The sequence below is a fragment of the Photorhabdus asymbiotica genome (genome assembly GCF_003634575.1).
Taxonomy (GTDB): Bacteria; Pseudomonadota; Gammaproteobacteria; order Enterobacterales; family Enterobacteriaceae; genus Photorhabdus; species Photorhabdus asymbiotica.
This window is the reverse complement of record NZ_RBLJ01000002.1, coordinates 566930-583624: the sequence shown is the minus strand read 5'-3', so window position 1 is coordinate 583624 and position 16695 is coordinate 566930. Positions and strand designations below refer to the sequence as shown.

The following is a 16695-nucleotide window of genomic DNA, read 5'->3' as shown; positions in this document are numbered from 1 at the left end:
GTGTTGATAGTATTGCGTTGATAGATGTCGCCCCGCAATGTACTGCGAGGCAACGGATAAAATTATAGGTTTCGTGATGCTGTGTCGTTTTCATCCTCACTCACGACAAACCAAGGGGTGTACTGTTTTTCCCTTAGATATTTCTTAGCCGTGATGACTTTGTATTCACGTCCCAATGGATCATAAATATGGGTATCCGCAAACAGATCATCCCGTGCACTGTCATCACTGACGTAGCGCCAGTCATTGAGAAAATAGGGTTGATAAGTGCGCACTGGCTGGCCTTTGTCGTCATATTCTGTGCGACCGGATACGACCCAACGAGTATCCGTTGGTGCACTGACCAGCGCTCCATTTGTATCGACGACTAATCCGCCATCTTCTTTACGTTGCCAGGCATCACCGGATTCGTAACGAACTGAACTCTGGAGTAACCGGCCAAAACCGTCACTGAAGCTGATTGTCTGCTGGTGTAGTTGCTGCGGATCGTTGTCGTAACGATCTGTAGTAATCGTTAGCGTATGGGGAGGTAAACGGGGAATATCCGCGAATAAGGAGGCCATCTGGACGGTCAATTTTTGACGATCTATGGCCTGTTGCCAGCTAAGCGTACGTATTTTCCCATCTTCGGTCACTACCTGGGCAGCTTGAAGTTGCTTCCATTGGGTTTCGGCTTCTTCCTGTGTCCCGGAAAGGTGGGTTAATGATAACGCTGGCATCCAACCGTCAATGGCATGGACGATACATTGAGCAACGGGGAGTTGGCCTGTTAATGCGAGTGCTTTATCAACCGAATCTGGTGGCGTAAAGGGTTTATCGGCTGGTGTGGAATAGCCTGTGACTTGTCCGGCTTCAGTACCCCAGAACCGGCTGGTGATAACGCGTCCCAGAGCATCCAATGTCACAATGTGTTGATTATCATTGATATCTGTCAGTTGTATCGGTGTTAGAAAACGATAATCGTAGTGGGCTTGTGTCGTTAAGCCTGCGGCATCCTGAGTCTGCGTCACTACACAATGATGGGTATCCCAACTCAATGTGGTTTTCCCGGTCAGTAACGAGTTACGCTGAGCTTGGGGCCGCCAGAACTGTGTAGCATCTCCGTAATCGGTGTATCCCAGTCGCGCGACCCATACCGGACTTTCTGAGCCGGTATTAAACAGTCGAGCTGATTGCTGATAACCCGCTTGTGTCAGTGCCGTGTTCAACGCTTGTTGTTCAATTACGCCGTCATAAGCCTGTAATGATGTGTCGTCCATCATGGCGGTTTCGTAAAATGCAACCAATGCCTGAAGCGTAGGTTTTTCCAGCGGTATTTCTGATTGGCCGGCGGTATAAAATGTCTGTTGCTGACCCAGATAAACTGCGGCTTTTTCATCAGCCAGTAAGCCATCTTCTTCTAGCAATACTTCAAGAGAAATGCCGTCTGCTGGAATTTTAGACCGATCATGGGTATAAACATCGCTGCGTTGAGCATCAGGTAAGCCTAACCGCCAATTTTCTCCGTCAGTCAGGTGATGCCAGTTATTTTTTTGCCGAACCAGACGCAGCACCTGCTGTTGGTCATCATAGCTACTGTCGAACAAGGTATCTGGCAGAGTTGACGGATAGGGGTTTTCAGCAGGTTTTTCCCGGCGGGGCCAGGAGATATCAACCCCTTGCAATAGTTGCCCAAAAATATCTTGTTGCAACCGAATACTTTGGGTAAGCAGCGGATCACTGACAATACGCTCGTAGTGATAACTGCGGTTTTCAATAGCCGAGACCCAGGCTGATAGCTCTGTTTCTTTATCTACCGGAATAAACCGTACCTGATAGCGTGACTCACTAACGATATAAGGGATTGTTTCCTTCTCGGTTCCGTCCAGACTGTATACTTCATTGCGTAGCAACTGGCCTTTCACTGCTCTGGTTAGCCAGTTACGTTGTGTATCATTGGGGGAGAAAACTTTATCCGTTTGGCTGGTACTGTCCCAAGTGGTATAGCGGGTTTTAAATTCGGTACAAGCCTGAGTATCTCCCTGCCAATATTCTGCCGATAACTGATTGTCTACTGCATCAATCCCGGTGGCAAACCAACTGACGCTGAGTGATGGAGAAGCTTGTTCAGGTGCGGTGCCGTGGGAAAAAGTCGTGGTATCTGTTTGTTTGATACAACCAAAGCCCCTGAATTCCCGCTCTTTGTCATCCCAAACGCCATGACTGTAACTCACTTCACTGGTGAGTTTATTACCACTGATTTCATCCTGAATTTCAGTGTGCCACAGTAGATGCATAGGAAATGGCAGGTAACAGATGGGTGGTTTGCCCGCTTTGGTGAGTTGTAATTTTTCATCTAGCCAGAACTGAGCAGAACTGCGGTAATGCAGGGTATGATGTGCTCCCCGGTTATTGTTCATCACCTTTAATAACCAAGGCTTGGTCAATGACAGGTCACAACGCCAATGATGAGGTGTCATATGAGGTACTGTCAGTATCAAACTGGCTACCCCCAGTCCCTGAATATCAGCAACTTGTAGCTGACAGGTGTTGTCAAACTGGACACCTTCAGGCAAAGCTAATGTCAGTGGTGCGTCAAACTGATTACCGCTTTGGTTGAGATAAATTAACAAAGAATCGGATTGTGCATAGATAATGTCTGCGGTGCCGGAGCCGTCGATATCCGCCAGAAACAGCCGTTCGGGATTAAAACGGTTTTCGGGGTGGCTGAATCCTGGAAGGGTTAGTGGCTGACCGAAACGGCCATGTCCCAGATTGGGCCAGCAAGTGACACTGTTAGCGCTGATTTCTACCAGATGTTGCTGACCTGAACCTAGCATATCACTGAATGCCACCAGTTTGCGGGCATCGGTGCCGGCGATCGGCAAGGTAATACCGGCGGATTGTGGCACATTTTCTCCTTTGCGCCAGCCGTCACGCTGGTTGGCATACAGACGCACGCTTTTCGGTCCTATCAACACTAAATCGGATAAGCCTGCACCGATAAGATCGGCGAATTGGGCACTTGGATGAAAATATTCCACAGGCAAGGCACTGATTGGCGTAAAGTGTGTCCATTTTCCATCAGGTTGTTGGCTGTGGTATCCCCGGATGCCGGAAGCGGTGACTACCCAGTCCAGTTGACCGTCCCCGTTGATATCCATCAGTGAGGCATTTTCCTGCAAACTAGGCAGGGTGGGCAGAGGGGCTATTTTGCTGTAGGTTACCGCATTACTGTCTTTGCCTTCCTGACGTTGTGGGGCTTTGTACCACCAGGCACCGCGTTCTTGATACAACATTCCAGGCAACCCTTCTCCCCGTAGGTCGACTAGCTGATAGTGTTGTTGAGGATTGAAATTATCCAGAGTATCAAAACGTTGCCAGGCTGGTATCTTCTCATGATCAAATTGTTGCCAAGCAAACTCCAGTGGTGGCATCGCGGTTGGCTTGCCGTCAGATTCATGGCTCAATTGACGGGCGGCGATTAAGGTTGTGACGCTGGCATTTTTGTCATAGTCCAGTATCAGACGCCCCACCAACTCTGGTGTGCTATTAGTATTGGCTTCTCCAGCCAGCAGCGCGATACGGTGAAACATCAGCACCTGTTGACACAGACGGCGGGTACGGACTTCAAAACCGTATTCATAGCGGGAAAAAGTATCCGGGCGTGCAGACCATTGTGCTGTACCGGTATCCCATGCTGGTACGGTATAAAGTGAGGTATCTCGTTCTCCGTGGTCAAAGACCAGATGAAACAACCATTCTTCCGGGGTTGGTGGTGTATTATCCAGCACGAACAGGCTGGCCTGTGGTTTAATGTTCCCGTAGTTTACCTGTACTAGATAGCGTTGTGCTGTAGTATTCGGATGGCGTGTTTTTTCGTTATCGTCGCAATTGGCTTCATCTTCGGCCCGATACTGATAGCTGACATGTTCACCGGTTGGCGTCACGGTTTCTTCTAGTAACCACTGAGCGATTTGCTGATCATTTTGTGGGTTAGTCAGGCAAGCTTGTGCTGTTTTTCCCAGGATATGCAGTTGTCCGTCTGGTGATGATATCAACCAGAAAGGACGTCCTTCCTGACCAGAGGAGGGTTGCCAGTATTCTATTTTACTGAAATCCTGTATCTGGCGGGGTTGGTAGTGGGTCACCGTATAGGAAACAGGCAGGGTAACGCCTTGCAGAGTCTTAACTCCCTGGCGGATATCTGGTTGTCCCTGATCATTCAGAGCGATATTCATCACTTCGCCTTGGGGGGATAAAAATGTGTCGTCAGTACCATATTGCGGGATGCCATGTTGAGTACGGCGGCTGATGGTCATGACGCCACATTGCCAGCCGATGCCAAAAGGCCCATTGCCTGCACTGCTGCTATAAATCAGTGACAATCCGGGGGCAACACCTCGCCCAGAGGAGAGAGGTAACGGCAGAGAGAGCGTTGCGGCCCCTTCTGGACCGGCGGTGTTAAGCGCTTCTCCCATTCCATTAATAGCGCCACCACCTTTGGGCAGCGACAATGTTGTAACTGATACTTTGGGTGAATCCTGCATAAAGCACTCCTTACAACAGACCCTAATAGGGACTTGTGATAGACAAAGAAAAGAAACTTACTCCTCTCGGACGATGTAATTCAGATGCACAATGATGTCACTCAGATTGACAACCAGCTTATGTTGTGATCCGTCTTTACCGGCATGGAAAATATTGAGCACCAGTGTACCGATTGTTGCCTCTCGATCTGTAAAGGGAAGAAAATGACCAGCACAAGCAATTTAATTTCATTTGAAATATTTATGGCAAAAGGTGTTATAAAAATAAAAATTCAATTATAATAATAGATTAATCAATGAGTTATCTTGGATGTTTAACTTCACTATTTGATGATTATTCCTAATTGATGGAGGGATGACTTTATATTGAGGGGGCTTATTATGTTAAGCTTATTTTTTATTAATGAATGAATAAAAAATTAATTCAATGATAGAGGAAGGGAAGCGAGCGTAACGGATTGGACCTGAGAATAGCTCAATTTGCATTTTGTGCGGTTTTTTTGAACTAGAGCTTGAGATCATTTTGACCTTTATCAGCTAATTTATTGATGATATTTGGTCGTTATGTGAAAGAATACCCTCTATGTATATTTGTGGGCTAAGACGTAGAAAAGCCTATTGTACTGGTTCTTGCCGGCTTCATTTGCACTAATAAGGGATTATTGTTACTGCATCTTATCGCCATAATGACGTGGGATTGGTAAATATATTAGGGAGAGAGCAAGGATTGTTTACCTTTGTCATTTTCCACAAACCGGTCTGGCTTTTACGGGTCGTATTGTTGGACATGAATACTTGATACAACGAGCCTGTGTCTCCAGCATGATTATGGGTATCAAGGAAACCTTTATTTCCCCATCGATTATAGAGAGAAACATTTTCGCCTGCTCTGATATTCCCATCTGATGGTGTGGTTTCACAATAAATAATCCATTCCAATGTTGATTTTTTACATATATCTGAAGTGTATACTTGATGTATTTCCTCTGATTGCTCATATTGATCCACTACGTCATAATACCGTAAGTAACCGCCGTCACAGTAATATAGGTTGTAGAGTAAGATAATATCATTATTGATTATTTTACTACCGATAGGTTTCTCCATGGCTGATTCAATTCTCCATATTCCACCATGAATAGCTAAAGATGAATCTATTGTTACCACGGCATATTTTGTGCCGGGTTTATTACCATTGCCAAATACACTGAGATATCCACCGCTCCAATTCTTATAGCTGTTTAATATAGTCACGGTATCTCCGTATTTAAGTTCATTATCCATAGTTTCCTCAAAAATTGCGTTGTTTCTTGCTAATAGTTGATACCATAATGAAATTATTACTTAATATTATTACTTCATAATTCCTGTACTACTGAATACTCATAGCAATGGGAGATAGGAAAAGAAAAGATAAAAAGTTAATTTTTATCGGATGAAGAGTATATACCCTATGGATTTCAAGATGCATCGCGATGGCAAGGGAGCGAATCCCCGGGAGCATAGATAACTCTGTGACCGGGGTGAGTGAGTGCAGCCAACAAAGAGGCAACTTGAAAGATAACGGGTATATATTGTTCGAAAGCTGAGATATCCTTGTCGTGGCACATAGCAAAAAAGCGACATAATGCCGCTTTAATTTATTGTTCAATATTGTTTTTTTATGATGAAATTTACCAAATTATTTTTAATTCACACTAGCGGCCAGTTCAATACGACTACGCTGTCGTTGTAATTATTATTGGAATCATTTTCGGCACCAATAATGACTGAACCGGGTTTTCCATCAAGGGTATTATAGGCATAACGGAGTTTGCAGGGTTTACCATCTCCTTCAATTTCAATACAGACTTTGCCTTTACCTGATGTATAGGCTTTAGTTGCCATCAGATTATCGGTTCCTTTACCGGTTAATGTATCTACCAGAAGATCGTCAATATAGACTTTTACCGTTTGCCGATAAATATCGGTATTAGAATAGGCGGTCAGGCCAAATCGGATACTTTGGGGTAACTGGAAACAGTGTTTACCCGTGTCATTAGTGCCACATGTTCCGCTACAGCCTCCATGATTGCCTCGGTCACTGCCTAATAAATCGGTGTCAATTAATACTGCTGCTTGAGTTGTTTTGAAGGCTGCGACATGATTACTGACAGGAGCAGGTCCATATGCAATAACGTGTGATTGCGGATAAAATCCGAGATCTTGATTGTCTTTGAAGAAAGCAATAGAAGGATTACTTTGATGAGTTTTTCTCCATGCAGCAGCGTCTAGGTTTTTACTAAATGCTGGGTATGTCTTTGTTATTTTCCATCTGTCTGAGATAGATTTCCGTTTAATCGTGTGTGAGTTTACGGCATAATCGATGCAATCACTACCTTTAAAGAAACAAACGATATTTGTTGTTAATTCTATGGCTGCATCTATCCCATTTTCGAATTCGGTTCCTTTCAATCCGGGCCACCCATCGGCAATAAATTTGGGGCCATCAGTTACCTTGGCTTTCGCTATGTTAAATTTAAGATATTGCGAGCCTTTAAAAAAATATAAATAACCATTTAAATTAATCACATCATCAATATGTCTTTGAAACTCGACAGGAAGATCGGGCCAGTCATTACTGATAGGCTGTGGGTAGTTTTGATCTGATTTATGTGATATTTCATTAAATCTGCCGTTATCTGCATTAAGGAATAAATAAACATGTAGATTCATTAATATATATCCTTTATGGTTTTTAGGTTTCTCATTAATTTATTGTTTCTGTTAAATTTTCTGTTTGCAAATTAAATATAGGAAAATGATATTCAGACTATTGAGCGAAACAAGAAAGTTATCTCCATGGAAGTTAATGAAAAAGGTAGATTATGGCAATGTTATATATTAATAGATTATTTATTGATTTAATAGAGTTGTTTTATGGCAAAAATATAAATATGTGCTAAGAGATAAGGTTTATATTATACAGTTAAGGTGAAAAACATTGTTTTGTATTTTATTTGTTTTCGTGTTTTAATGATAACATATTAAAAATATATTGAATTGATAATGTTTTTATATAATAAATCGGCATAATGCCGCTTTGGTTTATTAATGATTATTTATTTTTGGTGAAATTAATCGGGTATTTTAAACTAATGTCTCTAGTGACTAACTCAATATTACTACGCAGTTATTGTAATTATCATTATTCCTATTTTCGATATTTCTATCGTGCTTGGTGAAAAAAGTGGTGTGTGTCTATTTAATCGTCTAACTTAAACCAATCTCTTGACAAGGTATTATCTCAGAGTGAGTAAAATTATATCATGGCATTGTGATTTACATAATTTATTAAGTGAAATGAGTTAATTACTGAATGGTGATAAAGAAACAAAAATTTAATTTTATTGACATAAAGGACACAACTCTAATAAATTAATACCTTGATATATGATTGTTTTTTTATCACCAAACTGAATTTATTGCGTTAAAATAGAATTTCGCTCTCACATCAAAATTGTTAAATTCTGAATTTTCAGGATAGGGTGGTAGTGTCAACTCTGATTATATACCCAATAGATTTCAAGTTGCAGCGCGGTGGCAAGTGAGCGCATCCCCAGGAGCATAGATAACGATGTGACTAGGGTAAGTGAATGTGGCCACAAAGCAGCAGCTTGAAAGATGAAGGGTATAATACCTTTTTGAGGCTAGGATTCGTTTTGATTTCGGATAAATGATAAGGCAACAACACAGTGAAAACAGGGCTAAAACAACGCTTTCATATCTTAATAGGATTAGCAGCAATACTGATCATAATCCAATTGTTTGATACTTTAACCGGTGGCGCACTGAGTAATTTCGGTATTATTCCCCGATATGCCCAAGGGTTGATTGGTATTCCACTATCTCCATTCCTGCATGGTAACTGGGGGCACTTGTTCAGCAATCTCCCCGTATTATTAGTATTAAGTGCCTTACTTATGGCACACTCCATTCGTTATTATGTGCTCGCCAGCCTGTTTATTATCTTTGTGGAAGGAACATTAGTTTGGTTATTTGGGCGCACGGCTATTCATATTGGTGCTAGTGGTTGGGTTTTTGGTCTATGGGGATTATTGCTGGCTAACGCTTTTTTCCTGAGAAGAGTAAAAGATTTCTTTTTTGCGATTCTGGTGTTTGTTTACTACGGTGGGATTGTGTTTGGTCTGTTACCGTGGCAAGAGGACATTTCAACGGAAGGGCATATCTTTGGCGTAATATCTGGGCTGGCTTTCTCTTGGTTGTCAAAGAAATGGGCAATAACGAACTATACCCAATAGATTTCGAGTTGTAGCATGGTGACAAGTGAAAGCAGCCAACAAAGCAGTAACTTGAAAGATGAAGGGTATATACCCTATGGATTTCAAGATGCATCGCGACGGCAAGGGAGTGAATCCCCGGGAACATAGATAACTATGTGACCGGGGTGAGCGAGTGCAGCCAACAAAGAGGCAACTTGAAAGATAACGGGTATATTAGCTTTATGGTATTGGGGATAGTAGATTATCCCCATTTTAGATATTCATAATAATAAACAATAAAAAAATAAACCCGGTTACCTTTATTCTAAGAATAAATGACCATTTAAAATAGAATGACGACTTGGGATACCCAGAAATATGATATCGCGATTTTTAACTATAATTTCATCTCTGAATTAAGAATTATATTCTATACCCAATAGATTTCGAGTTGCAGCGCGACGGCAAGTGAACGAATCCCCAGGAGCATAGATAACTATGTGACTGGGGTGAGTGAAAGCAGCCAATAAAGCAGCAACTTGAAGGATGAAGGGTATATATCATTTAACATAATTCAATTTAACTCTGTTTTAAACAGAGCATTGGACTGTATTTTTTAAACAAGATTTAATATTTGTGATTTTAAAAATAAGCAAATAATGTAACATCAATAAGAATATAAACAGGACATATTCAATGCGTAATAAACTCTTTCTTTGGTTACTTGCTCTGCCATTGGTATTAAGTTGTTATGGTGGCTGGCAATATTACCGAACTGCTGAACTGACTGAAGCTCTCGATGGGATTAAATTATTACATGTGGAAGCGACACAGTTATTGAACACTGATCCCAAGGTTACAATGGAAATCAACGGCTCTTCTTTTACAGCCAAACAAATCCTTGATAAAACAAATGAGATACTGAACAGCGAAGAAGCCACATTCATCGAGTTTCAGTCAATATTGGATCTAGGGACGGCTGGCGGTGGTGTATTATCACTGTTGCTAGGCGGATTTGCGATTTTTCTATGTATGCGTGCTGGTATTACAGCCCGCAAATCCCGCGATGAATTATTAAAGGTTTTTGATCGCTGTCGTCGGTTACTACCTTTTATTCTTGTCGGACAGATGACATTGATTGGACTCAGTATTTTTTCTCTGATTAGCTACGAAATACTTTGGTTTATTAATAACTTTGAAATGAAAGGGGGTGGGGGGAAAATTGTCATCATGGCAGGCGTTACCGCATTGGCAATCCTGTGGTGCATCATTAAGGGTATTGCGAAACTCAAACACTGTTTTACTATATTTTCCCCTTCAGCTTCTCATTTGACGGGAAAATCTGTGACTCCAGAGGAAGCACCAGGTTTGTGGCAATGGATGAATGAGTTAGCAGAGCAAGTCGGTACAGAGCCACCAGACAATATTGTTGTTGGTTTGACGGAATGTTTCTTTGTGACTTCCAGTCCTATCTGCATTAATAATGAACAAGTACTTGAAGGTCGTACCTTATACTTCCCATTAATCTACGGAGCGCTGTTAAGCCGTGAAGAATCCGCAGCGGTGATCGGCCATGAATTGGGGCACTTTACCGGCGAAGATACTACCTACAGTCTCCACTTTTCACCGATCTACGCAGGCATGAGCCACAGCATTGATGTGATGATCAGTAACGTCAAGGGTGAAGAAGATTACTATAGCCGTCTGGTTATGAGTCCTTCCATTTATTTGGGTATCTTCTTTATCCAACAGTTTGATTTTGCGGTTAATCATTGGAGCCGTATCCGTGAATATGCAGCCGATGCTGTGGGAGCCAGATTGAGTAGTGCCCAAGCTATTTCCAGCTCTCTACTACGTATTTCTGCGGTGAGCGAGGCAGTTAACAAGCAGTTGTCAGCGTTGTATGAAGGTAAATTGAAAGTCGATGATTTGTTGCCTGTCATTATTGATAACCTACGCGAAAACGGCGTTCCTGATGCAGGTCAGTTCTTGGAAAATGAGCTCACTCACCCAACCGATACCCATCCGACAACGAAATCACGTATTGAAGCACTAGAGCAACCGATAGATCAGGCGTTGTTGGATTATGCTTCGCGCCCGGTTGAAGCAGGACATTACGACAATATTGATGATCTGTTTGTCGATGCTAAAGCGCTTTCGGTGGAACTGACGCAAAACCTGTCGGGTGAAATTGATGAGTATTATCAAGAGCAGAAGCAAATTTGGGAGGCGCAAGCAGCGTTATCATCTGAAGTCACCACGTTGACCGTATCCAGCAAACGTAATCTTATGTTTTTTGTGACTCTTTTCCTTATGGTTATTGTGGGCAGTGGCTTCTTTTTGTCTTTCATTATGCAAGGAACCCATTCAGAAAATATATTAGCGATACTTTTAATCTCCTCTGTAACTGTCTTAGTGAACTTATTTTGTTTGTTATTAGTAATTATCATCTATAAACGCTGTAAAAACAGCATGATAATTTTGGAGCCAACAAGGATGAGTGGCCCTGATTTTCAGACGCCTTATCCTCTGAATAATATTATTGACTTTAATTACACCACCCTTAGCTCTTTTTTCTACAAAGTCAGTACATTAACATTTGAGCTGGCAGACCATGCAGCTCTGCCAGATATGACCCCTAAAAAGCGATTAGGTCGCGGAAAATTGAAGAAGAAAAAACGTTGTATCTTCTATAGCCTTGGGGGAACACTGAGAGTAAATGGCAAAAAAATATCTGACGAAAAAGTCATTGAAGTGATCTACAACCATCTTCAAGCAGCATATGCCCAACATGCTTTAAATCAACATCAAGCTGATTAATGATAGCTAGCAGCCCGTTGATGATAACGGGCTGGTAAAAGTTTAATTTTTTGATTGCGTGTGGTTATGTCCATTTCAACGCAGCATCATCTACAGGTTGCCCCAAAACCTGTTTATCTTTATTGAAATCATGCGGAACTTGCCAGGTTGCACTGCGTCCTTGACGAGGAAGAGAATCCGCTGCTCGTTTTACATAACCGGATTGCAAGGCACTAAAAATATTTTCGTCCTCCAGCATTTCACCCGGTTGCGCGTAGGGTGTTACAACCGTAGCACCGCGGCGGTCCATCTCATTCAACAAACGGCAGATGTATTCCGCAGAGAGATCAACTTTCAGCGTCCAGGCGTTATTGATATAACCAAACACACAGGCAAAATTAGGGATATTCTGTATCAACGTCCCCTTATAGAGCATTCGATCATGACCTTGCTGCTTTTGCCCATCAATAGAGAGTTCAACTCCACCAATAAAATGTAACTTTAGTCCAGTCGCTGTCACAATAATATCCGCGGGTAATTCTTTGCCCGATTGTAACCGGATACCGTTTTCAGTTATGTGGTCAATATGGTCAGTAACGATAGACGCTTTACCTTCTTTCAGTACCTTAAATAGGTTACTGCTGGGAATAAAACATAGCCGTTCATCCCATGGCATGTACTTTGGAGTCAAGTGCTTCATGTCAAAATTTGGGCCGACACGTTTGCGAGCGGACGCCAGTAAAAACGATTTTAATAAGTTAGGGAAATGCCGACTTGTTTTATAAAGCAAGCGTTGCATAAAGAGATTGCGATTTCTACTCAACGTGTAAATCCAATGCTGCGGAATAATACCTTTGCAGAACTCTGCTATCTTATCCCTGCCAGGTATTGAAAGAACATAACTGGGGGAGCGCTGTAACATCGTGATATGTGCAGTATCATTTGCCATTGCAGGAAGTAAAGTCACTGCTGTTGCGCCGCTACCAATTACAACAACCCGCTTTCCTTTGTAATTCAATCCTTCAGGCCAGTGTTGAGGGTGAATTACCGGGCCTTTAAAATCTTCGATGCCGGGGAATTGCGGTAAGTGAGGTTCATCATAGTTGTAATAACCTGTTGCAGCGACGAGAAAATGACAGGTAAATTGCCGAGTTTCCCCACTGATTTCGTCAATTGCGGTCACGGTCCACTGGCGAGTTGCATTTGACCAGTCAGTATGTGTGATTTTTAGTCCAAACTGTATTTTCTTCTCAACGTCATATTCTTTTGCCGTTGCCTTGATATAACTTTTAATTGCAGGCCCATCGGCAAAAATGCTGGTGTCTGTCCAGGGGCGGAATTTATAGCCATAGCTCATCATATCTGAATCTGAGCGAATGCCTGGATAGCGAAATAAATCCCAGGTACCGCCCATCGAATGGCGACGCTCTAAGATAACAAACTTCTTATCAGGGCATTTCTTGGTTAAATGACAAGCAATGCCAATGCCAGCAATACCAGCACCAATAATCAAAACATCATAATGGTTATTCATTGTTATCTCTCCCTCAGGGGCATTTGAAGCGCTATTTATGGGGTCAAAAATCGTGCCGTCTTACGGCGTAGTGAGTTTTGCCACACCTATTATCTAAACCCATTATTGATGTTAACGGGTGAATCGGCGCGGCTACCTCAGTTTCAACCTGAAAAGATATATAGCCAGTGGTCGGATGATTGGCTGAGCACGGCGTTTTTGATTTTCCCGTCGATGGGTTGTGATTGTCGGAATTTAACCCACGAAAGGCCGACGGGCAGTTTCACGCGACGACGCTCGAGCTGGCAATATTTCTCGAAGTTGACGAATCTGGTTGAATCGCGGTTATCGCTTTTCTTCTTGAATACAGGGGTCCTGGTGGAGAGTTTCTTGTCAAAATAACGCTTCCATGCGTCATGAAGAGCTTTAAATTTTTGCTGAAGGTTGTTCGTGTAGGATTTGGATAAAAAGGCTATTTCAGGTGCTTTCTTCCAGTGAATTGGCTTCCAGTTTAACTCGAAAGCTGACGGCAACTTTTGGCTTAAATCAAGCAGGTGCTTTGTTTCTGCCAGCCCAAAATCCCAAATGAAACATGTATAGCTACAGCGTTGGTGTAAACGCTGAGCTTGCTGTTCAGTTGGTTCCAGACGGAATTTGTAGGCTGTTAGAATGAGCATTATCCATTCAATGTGTAGTTTTTTTTATGATAAATATACCGCATTAAGTCATCATGGCAATGCAAAAATATCAGATAAATCGTTCTCGTCACATTGCCTTTTTATTACCTAATTCATCTCGTTTTTCAGCGAAGCTGGCGCTTTGTTGCTTGCTTCTAACGATGAATAATAGGTGTCTGAAATTACCTTCAGTTTGGCAACCTCAGTCGTTTGGCTACGTCAGGCACTTACTGCGATGATTACGGCGCTTTTTTTTAATCGATGTGTGATGTAGATTGGCTTATCCTATCGATGAAATTTACCCCAACAGGAATTGGAACTCATAATGTCAAAGTTAATTGGAAATAATCGGATAGTTGTTATTGCGATGGTTATTGCATTAGTACAATTTATTAATGCGCTAGAGTACATGATGGTCACTCCGCTTTTTGTTTATATGTCTAATGATTTTCACATGCCCGTGACGATGGCGGGGGTTATTGCTGGTACTTATGTTTTCTCCTCCGTATTTTCTGGTCTGGTCTCTTATTTTTTTATTGATCGCTTTAATAAAAGGAAAGTACTTATTTTAAACACTTTGCTACTTGGCTTGATTACTTTCCTGACAATTTTCGCTTCTGAGCCATATCAGCTTATTTTGTTACGTATAATCGCCGGTCTGTTTGGTGGCATGACATTAGGGGTAGGAATTGGGATTTTGCTTAATAATTCACCGGAAAGTATGCGTGGAAGAGTATTAGGGATTGCGTTTTCGTCTTTCTCATTTGTTAGCATTGTCGGGATGCCGTTATGTTTATATTTGGCGACCCATTTCAACTGGAAAATCCCTTTTTTATTGATCGTTATTTTATGCATAGTGAGTTTGCCTCTGATTCTTTTCTTCATTCCTGGAACCGAGAAAATACAAAATAATAATAAAATAGCGCTGACTAAAAAAATATCTTTGGCTGGGTTAGCGAGTGGTGTAAGTAACTTTGCTCCTTTCATGCTTATTCCGATACTTGTTCCGTTATTAACAAATGTGTTTTATATTCCAGATGATCATGTTTCACTCGTATTCTTTGTTGGTGGCATCGCCTCTTGGTTGGGGACTTATTTAGCAGGGAAACTTTGTGATAGATATCCTCCTCAGAAAATTACCATAGTCGCAGCGGCCTTATTTATCATTAATATTTTCCTGGGATTGACGGGAAAAACCAATGGGTATATTTTCTTTGCGCTTTTTATGTTTGCTACTTATGTGCAGGTTATGGCAGCAAACGTGCTGGCTTCTTATGCTTCAACACCGGAAAACCGTGCAGGTTTCGGTGCCCTTCAGATGGCATTATCCAATTTAGGTGCTGGTGTAGTGTTTTTCTTTTCTTCCATCTTGTTAAATGGTAAAGAGATTACTGCTGAAAGCGTACAGCCTATTTTCATATTGTCTATGCTTAGCGCCCTAATATTACCTGTTTACGTCAGGAAATTAGCCCAGGTGTTAAATAGAGATGCTAAAAGTTTAATGAATAATTCTCACAGTAGTATTCAATAGATGTGTGATCTAGCCTTAATGATAAAATATGGGTTTTAAGCTATATTTGAACTTGAGGCTAGTTAAGGATGAAGGGTATAAATGTTATTGAGAGTATAATGTCACTGGATGAAATTAATATTAAAAGGTAGATTTAGTTAATGTTTTGTGAGAATGTGAGGAAGGATAAGGTTATTATAAGGTTCTATCATAATTATTATTAAATTCATTAATTGATAAAGGTGAATAAAATGGGCGAAAAATTAATTAACATTAAAAATAAACCCACTGTTAATATTATCGCAGGGGTAACAAATATTAAATTCATTCATAATAAAACACCTTGTAAGGCTATAATTGAGCATGGATATATTGCCAGAAAACGATTTACTGTAGATAGGATGTCTGAATGGAGTGGTGATTTGTGGGCACCATGGATAAGTGATAAATATGAACCCAATAAAGCCATTCATATTTATACTGGAAGAGAGTTAAAACCTGAATTAGGAATTGATATTTGGATATTTCAGGATTATTGGAATCCGCCAAATGTAAATGCTGTTAAATATTCCATAAATAAAGAATTCAATTATGAAGGTGCATTAGAAATTCCCGGTAATAATCGAGGTGGAGGTAATAAAACCCTGATTTTAGAACTTAAAGGTGATAATATTGATCTGAAAATGATATAGAATGAAATGATGAGATAGTGAATATATTTCTACTAAATACATTTGCTGAGATGAAAATATTTCTCAGCGTGTTGTTCAATGTTTGAATTTCCTTGCTGATGGCTGAAATTATTGACGGTCAGGTAGACCCTTGTTTAAGTGATAGTATATAAGGAGTGAATGTTCATTATTTATTGGTAGAAACTGTTTTTTTCATCTATAGCACTTGTTGGTACAGATTTTTGTATGCGAATAATTCTGTAATTAATAATCAATATCATTTAAAGAATGCGATTAAATAAGAAGGTAGAATATCAATGATGATTCTCCGATATTTATTACGTATTATTACTTATTTTTACTTACTTTTACAAAATAGGGTAAAAATTTATATTTTATAATTAGTTGAAAAATGTCATTAAGAATTATCTAAATTTTATTTATTTTTATTTAATTGGGTTTTGTTTATCTTTTGTTGATACTTGTCCAATTATCATGCTCTGTAAGCTAAATTTTTATCTTTGGCGGATGTTTTCTACTGCTGCTTTGTTTTAAGGTTGCGGGGAAACTATGGTTATTTCGTGTTGGTCGATTTTTTTAGTAGATTCGTTAATTAAGATGTCATTATTCGTTCCCTCATAATTTGCAGATCTGTTAACTGCCTATTCGGAAATATTTGATTCAGCGTATTCTTTCTGAAATTAGTCATGACATGACAACCATCATCTCTTTAT

The 16695-nt window shown here is 40.8% G+C and carries 9 protein-coding genes; 4 read left to right on the top strand and 5 right to left on the bottom strand.

The annotated features are described in order from the left end of the window. Window positions 1-62: 62 nt before the first annotated feature. From BDD30_RS09475 to BDD30_RS09465, 3 genes are all read right to left on the bottom strand, one after another. Window positions 63-4529 (bottom strand): SpvB/TcaC N-terminal domain-containing protein, encoded by a 4467-nt coding sequence (locus BDD30_RS09475; RefSeq protein WP_015835930.1) that lies wholly within the window; start codon window positions 4527-4529, stop codon window positions 63-65. Between the two features lie 675 nt (window positions 4530-5204). After that, entirely contained in the window at window positions 5205-5813 is a 609-nt protein-coding gene (locus tag BDD30_RS09470; protein WP_015835928.1) for a hypothetical protein, read from the bottom strand. Between the two features lie 408 nt (window positions 5814-6221). Next, window positions 6222-7244 (bottom strand): fucose-binding lectin II, encoded by a 1023-nt coding sequence (locus BDD30_RS09465; protein WP_015835927.1) that lies wholly within the window; start codon window positions 7242-7244, stop codon window positions 6222-6224. 1019 nt (window positions 7245-8263) lie between these two features. Here BDD30_RS09465 and BDD30_RS09460 point away from each other — a divergent pair. Next, window positions 8264-8830 (top strand): rhomboid family intramembrane serine protease, encoded by a 567-nt coding sequence (locus BDD30_RS09460; protein WP_015835926.1) that lies wholly within the window; start codon window positions 8264-8266, stop codon window positions 8828-8830. A 657-nt stretch (window positions 8831-9487) separates the two neighbouring features. Continuing rightward, window positions 9488-11611: a M48 family metallopeptidase gene (locus tag BDD30_RS09455; RefSeq protein WP_015835925.1), complete on the top strand. Its 2124-nt coding sequence runs from the start codon at window positions 9488-9490 to the stop codon at window positions 11609-11611. Between the two features lie 64 nt (window positions 11612-11675). Here the strand turns inward: BDD30_RS09455 and BDD30_RS09450 are convergent, their stop codons facing one another. Beyond that, window positions 11676-13124, bottom strand: a complete 1449-nt coding sequence (locus BDD30_RS09450; protein ID WP_015835924.1) for a flavin-containing monooxygenase — start codon at window positions 13122-13124, stop codon at window positions 11676-11678. A 143-nt stretch (window positions 13125-13267) separates the two neighbouring features. After that, entirely contained in the window at window positions 13268-13780 is a 513-nt protein-coding gene (locus BDD30_RS09445; protein WP_015835923.1) for a helix-turn-helix domain-containing protein, read from the bottom strand. Between the two features lie 325 nt (window positions 13781-14105). Between BDD30_RS09445 and BDD30_RS09440 the strand changes: the two genes are divergently transcribed. Together BDD30_RS09440 and BDD30_RS09435 are read left to right on the top strand one after the other, a co-directional pair. Further along, window positions 14106-15311, top strand: coding sequence for an MFS transporter (locus tag BDD30_RS09440; protein WP_015835922.1), 1206 nt, complete (start codon window positions 14106-14108; stop codon window positions 15309-15311). Between the two features lie 230 nt (window positions 15312-15541). Continuing rightward, a complete protein-coding gene (locus tag BDD30_RS09435; RefSeq protein WP_015835921.1) occupies window positions 15542-15982 on the top strand; it encodes a hypothetical protein in 441 nt (146 codons plus the stop codon). Window positions 15983-16695 lie beyond the last annotated feature (713 nt).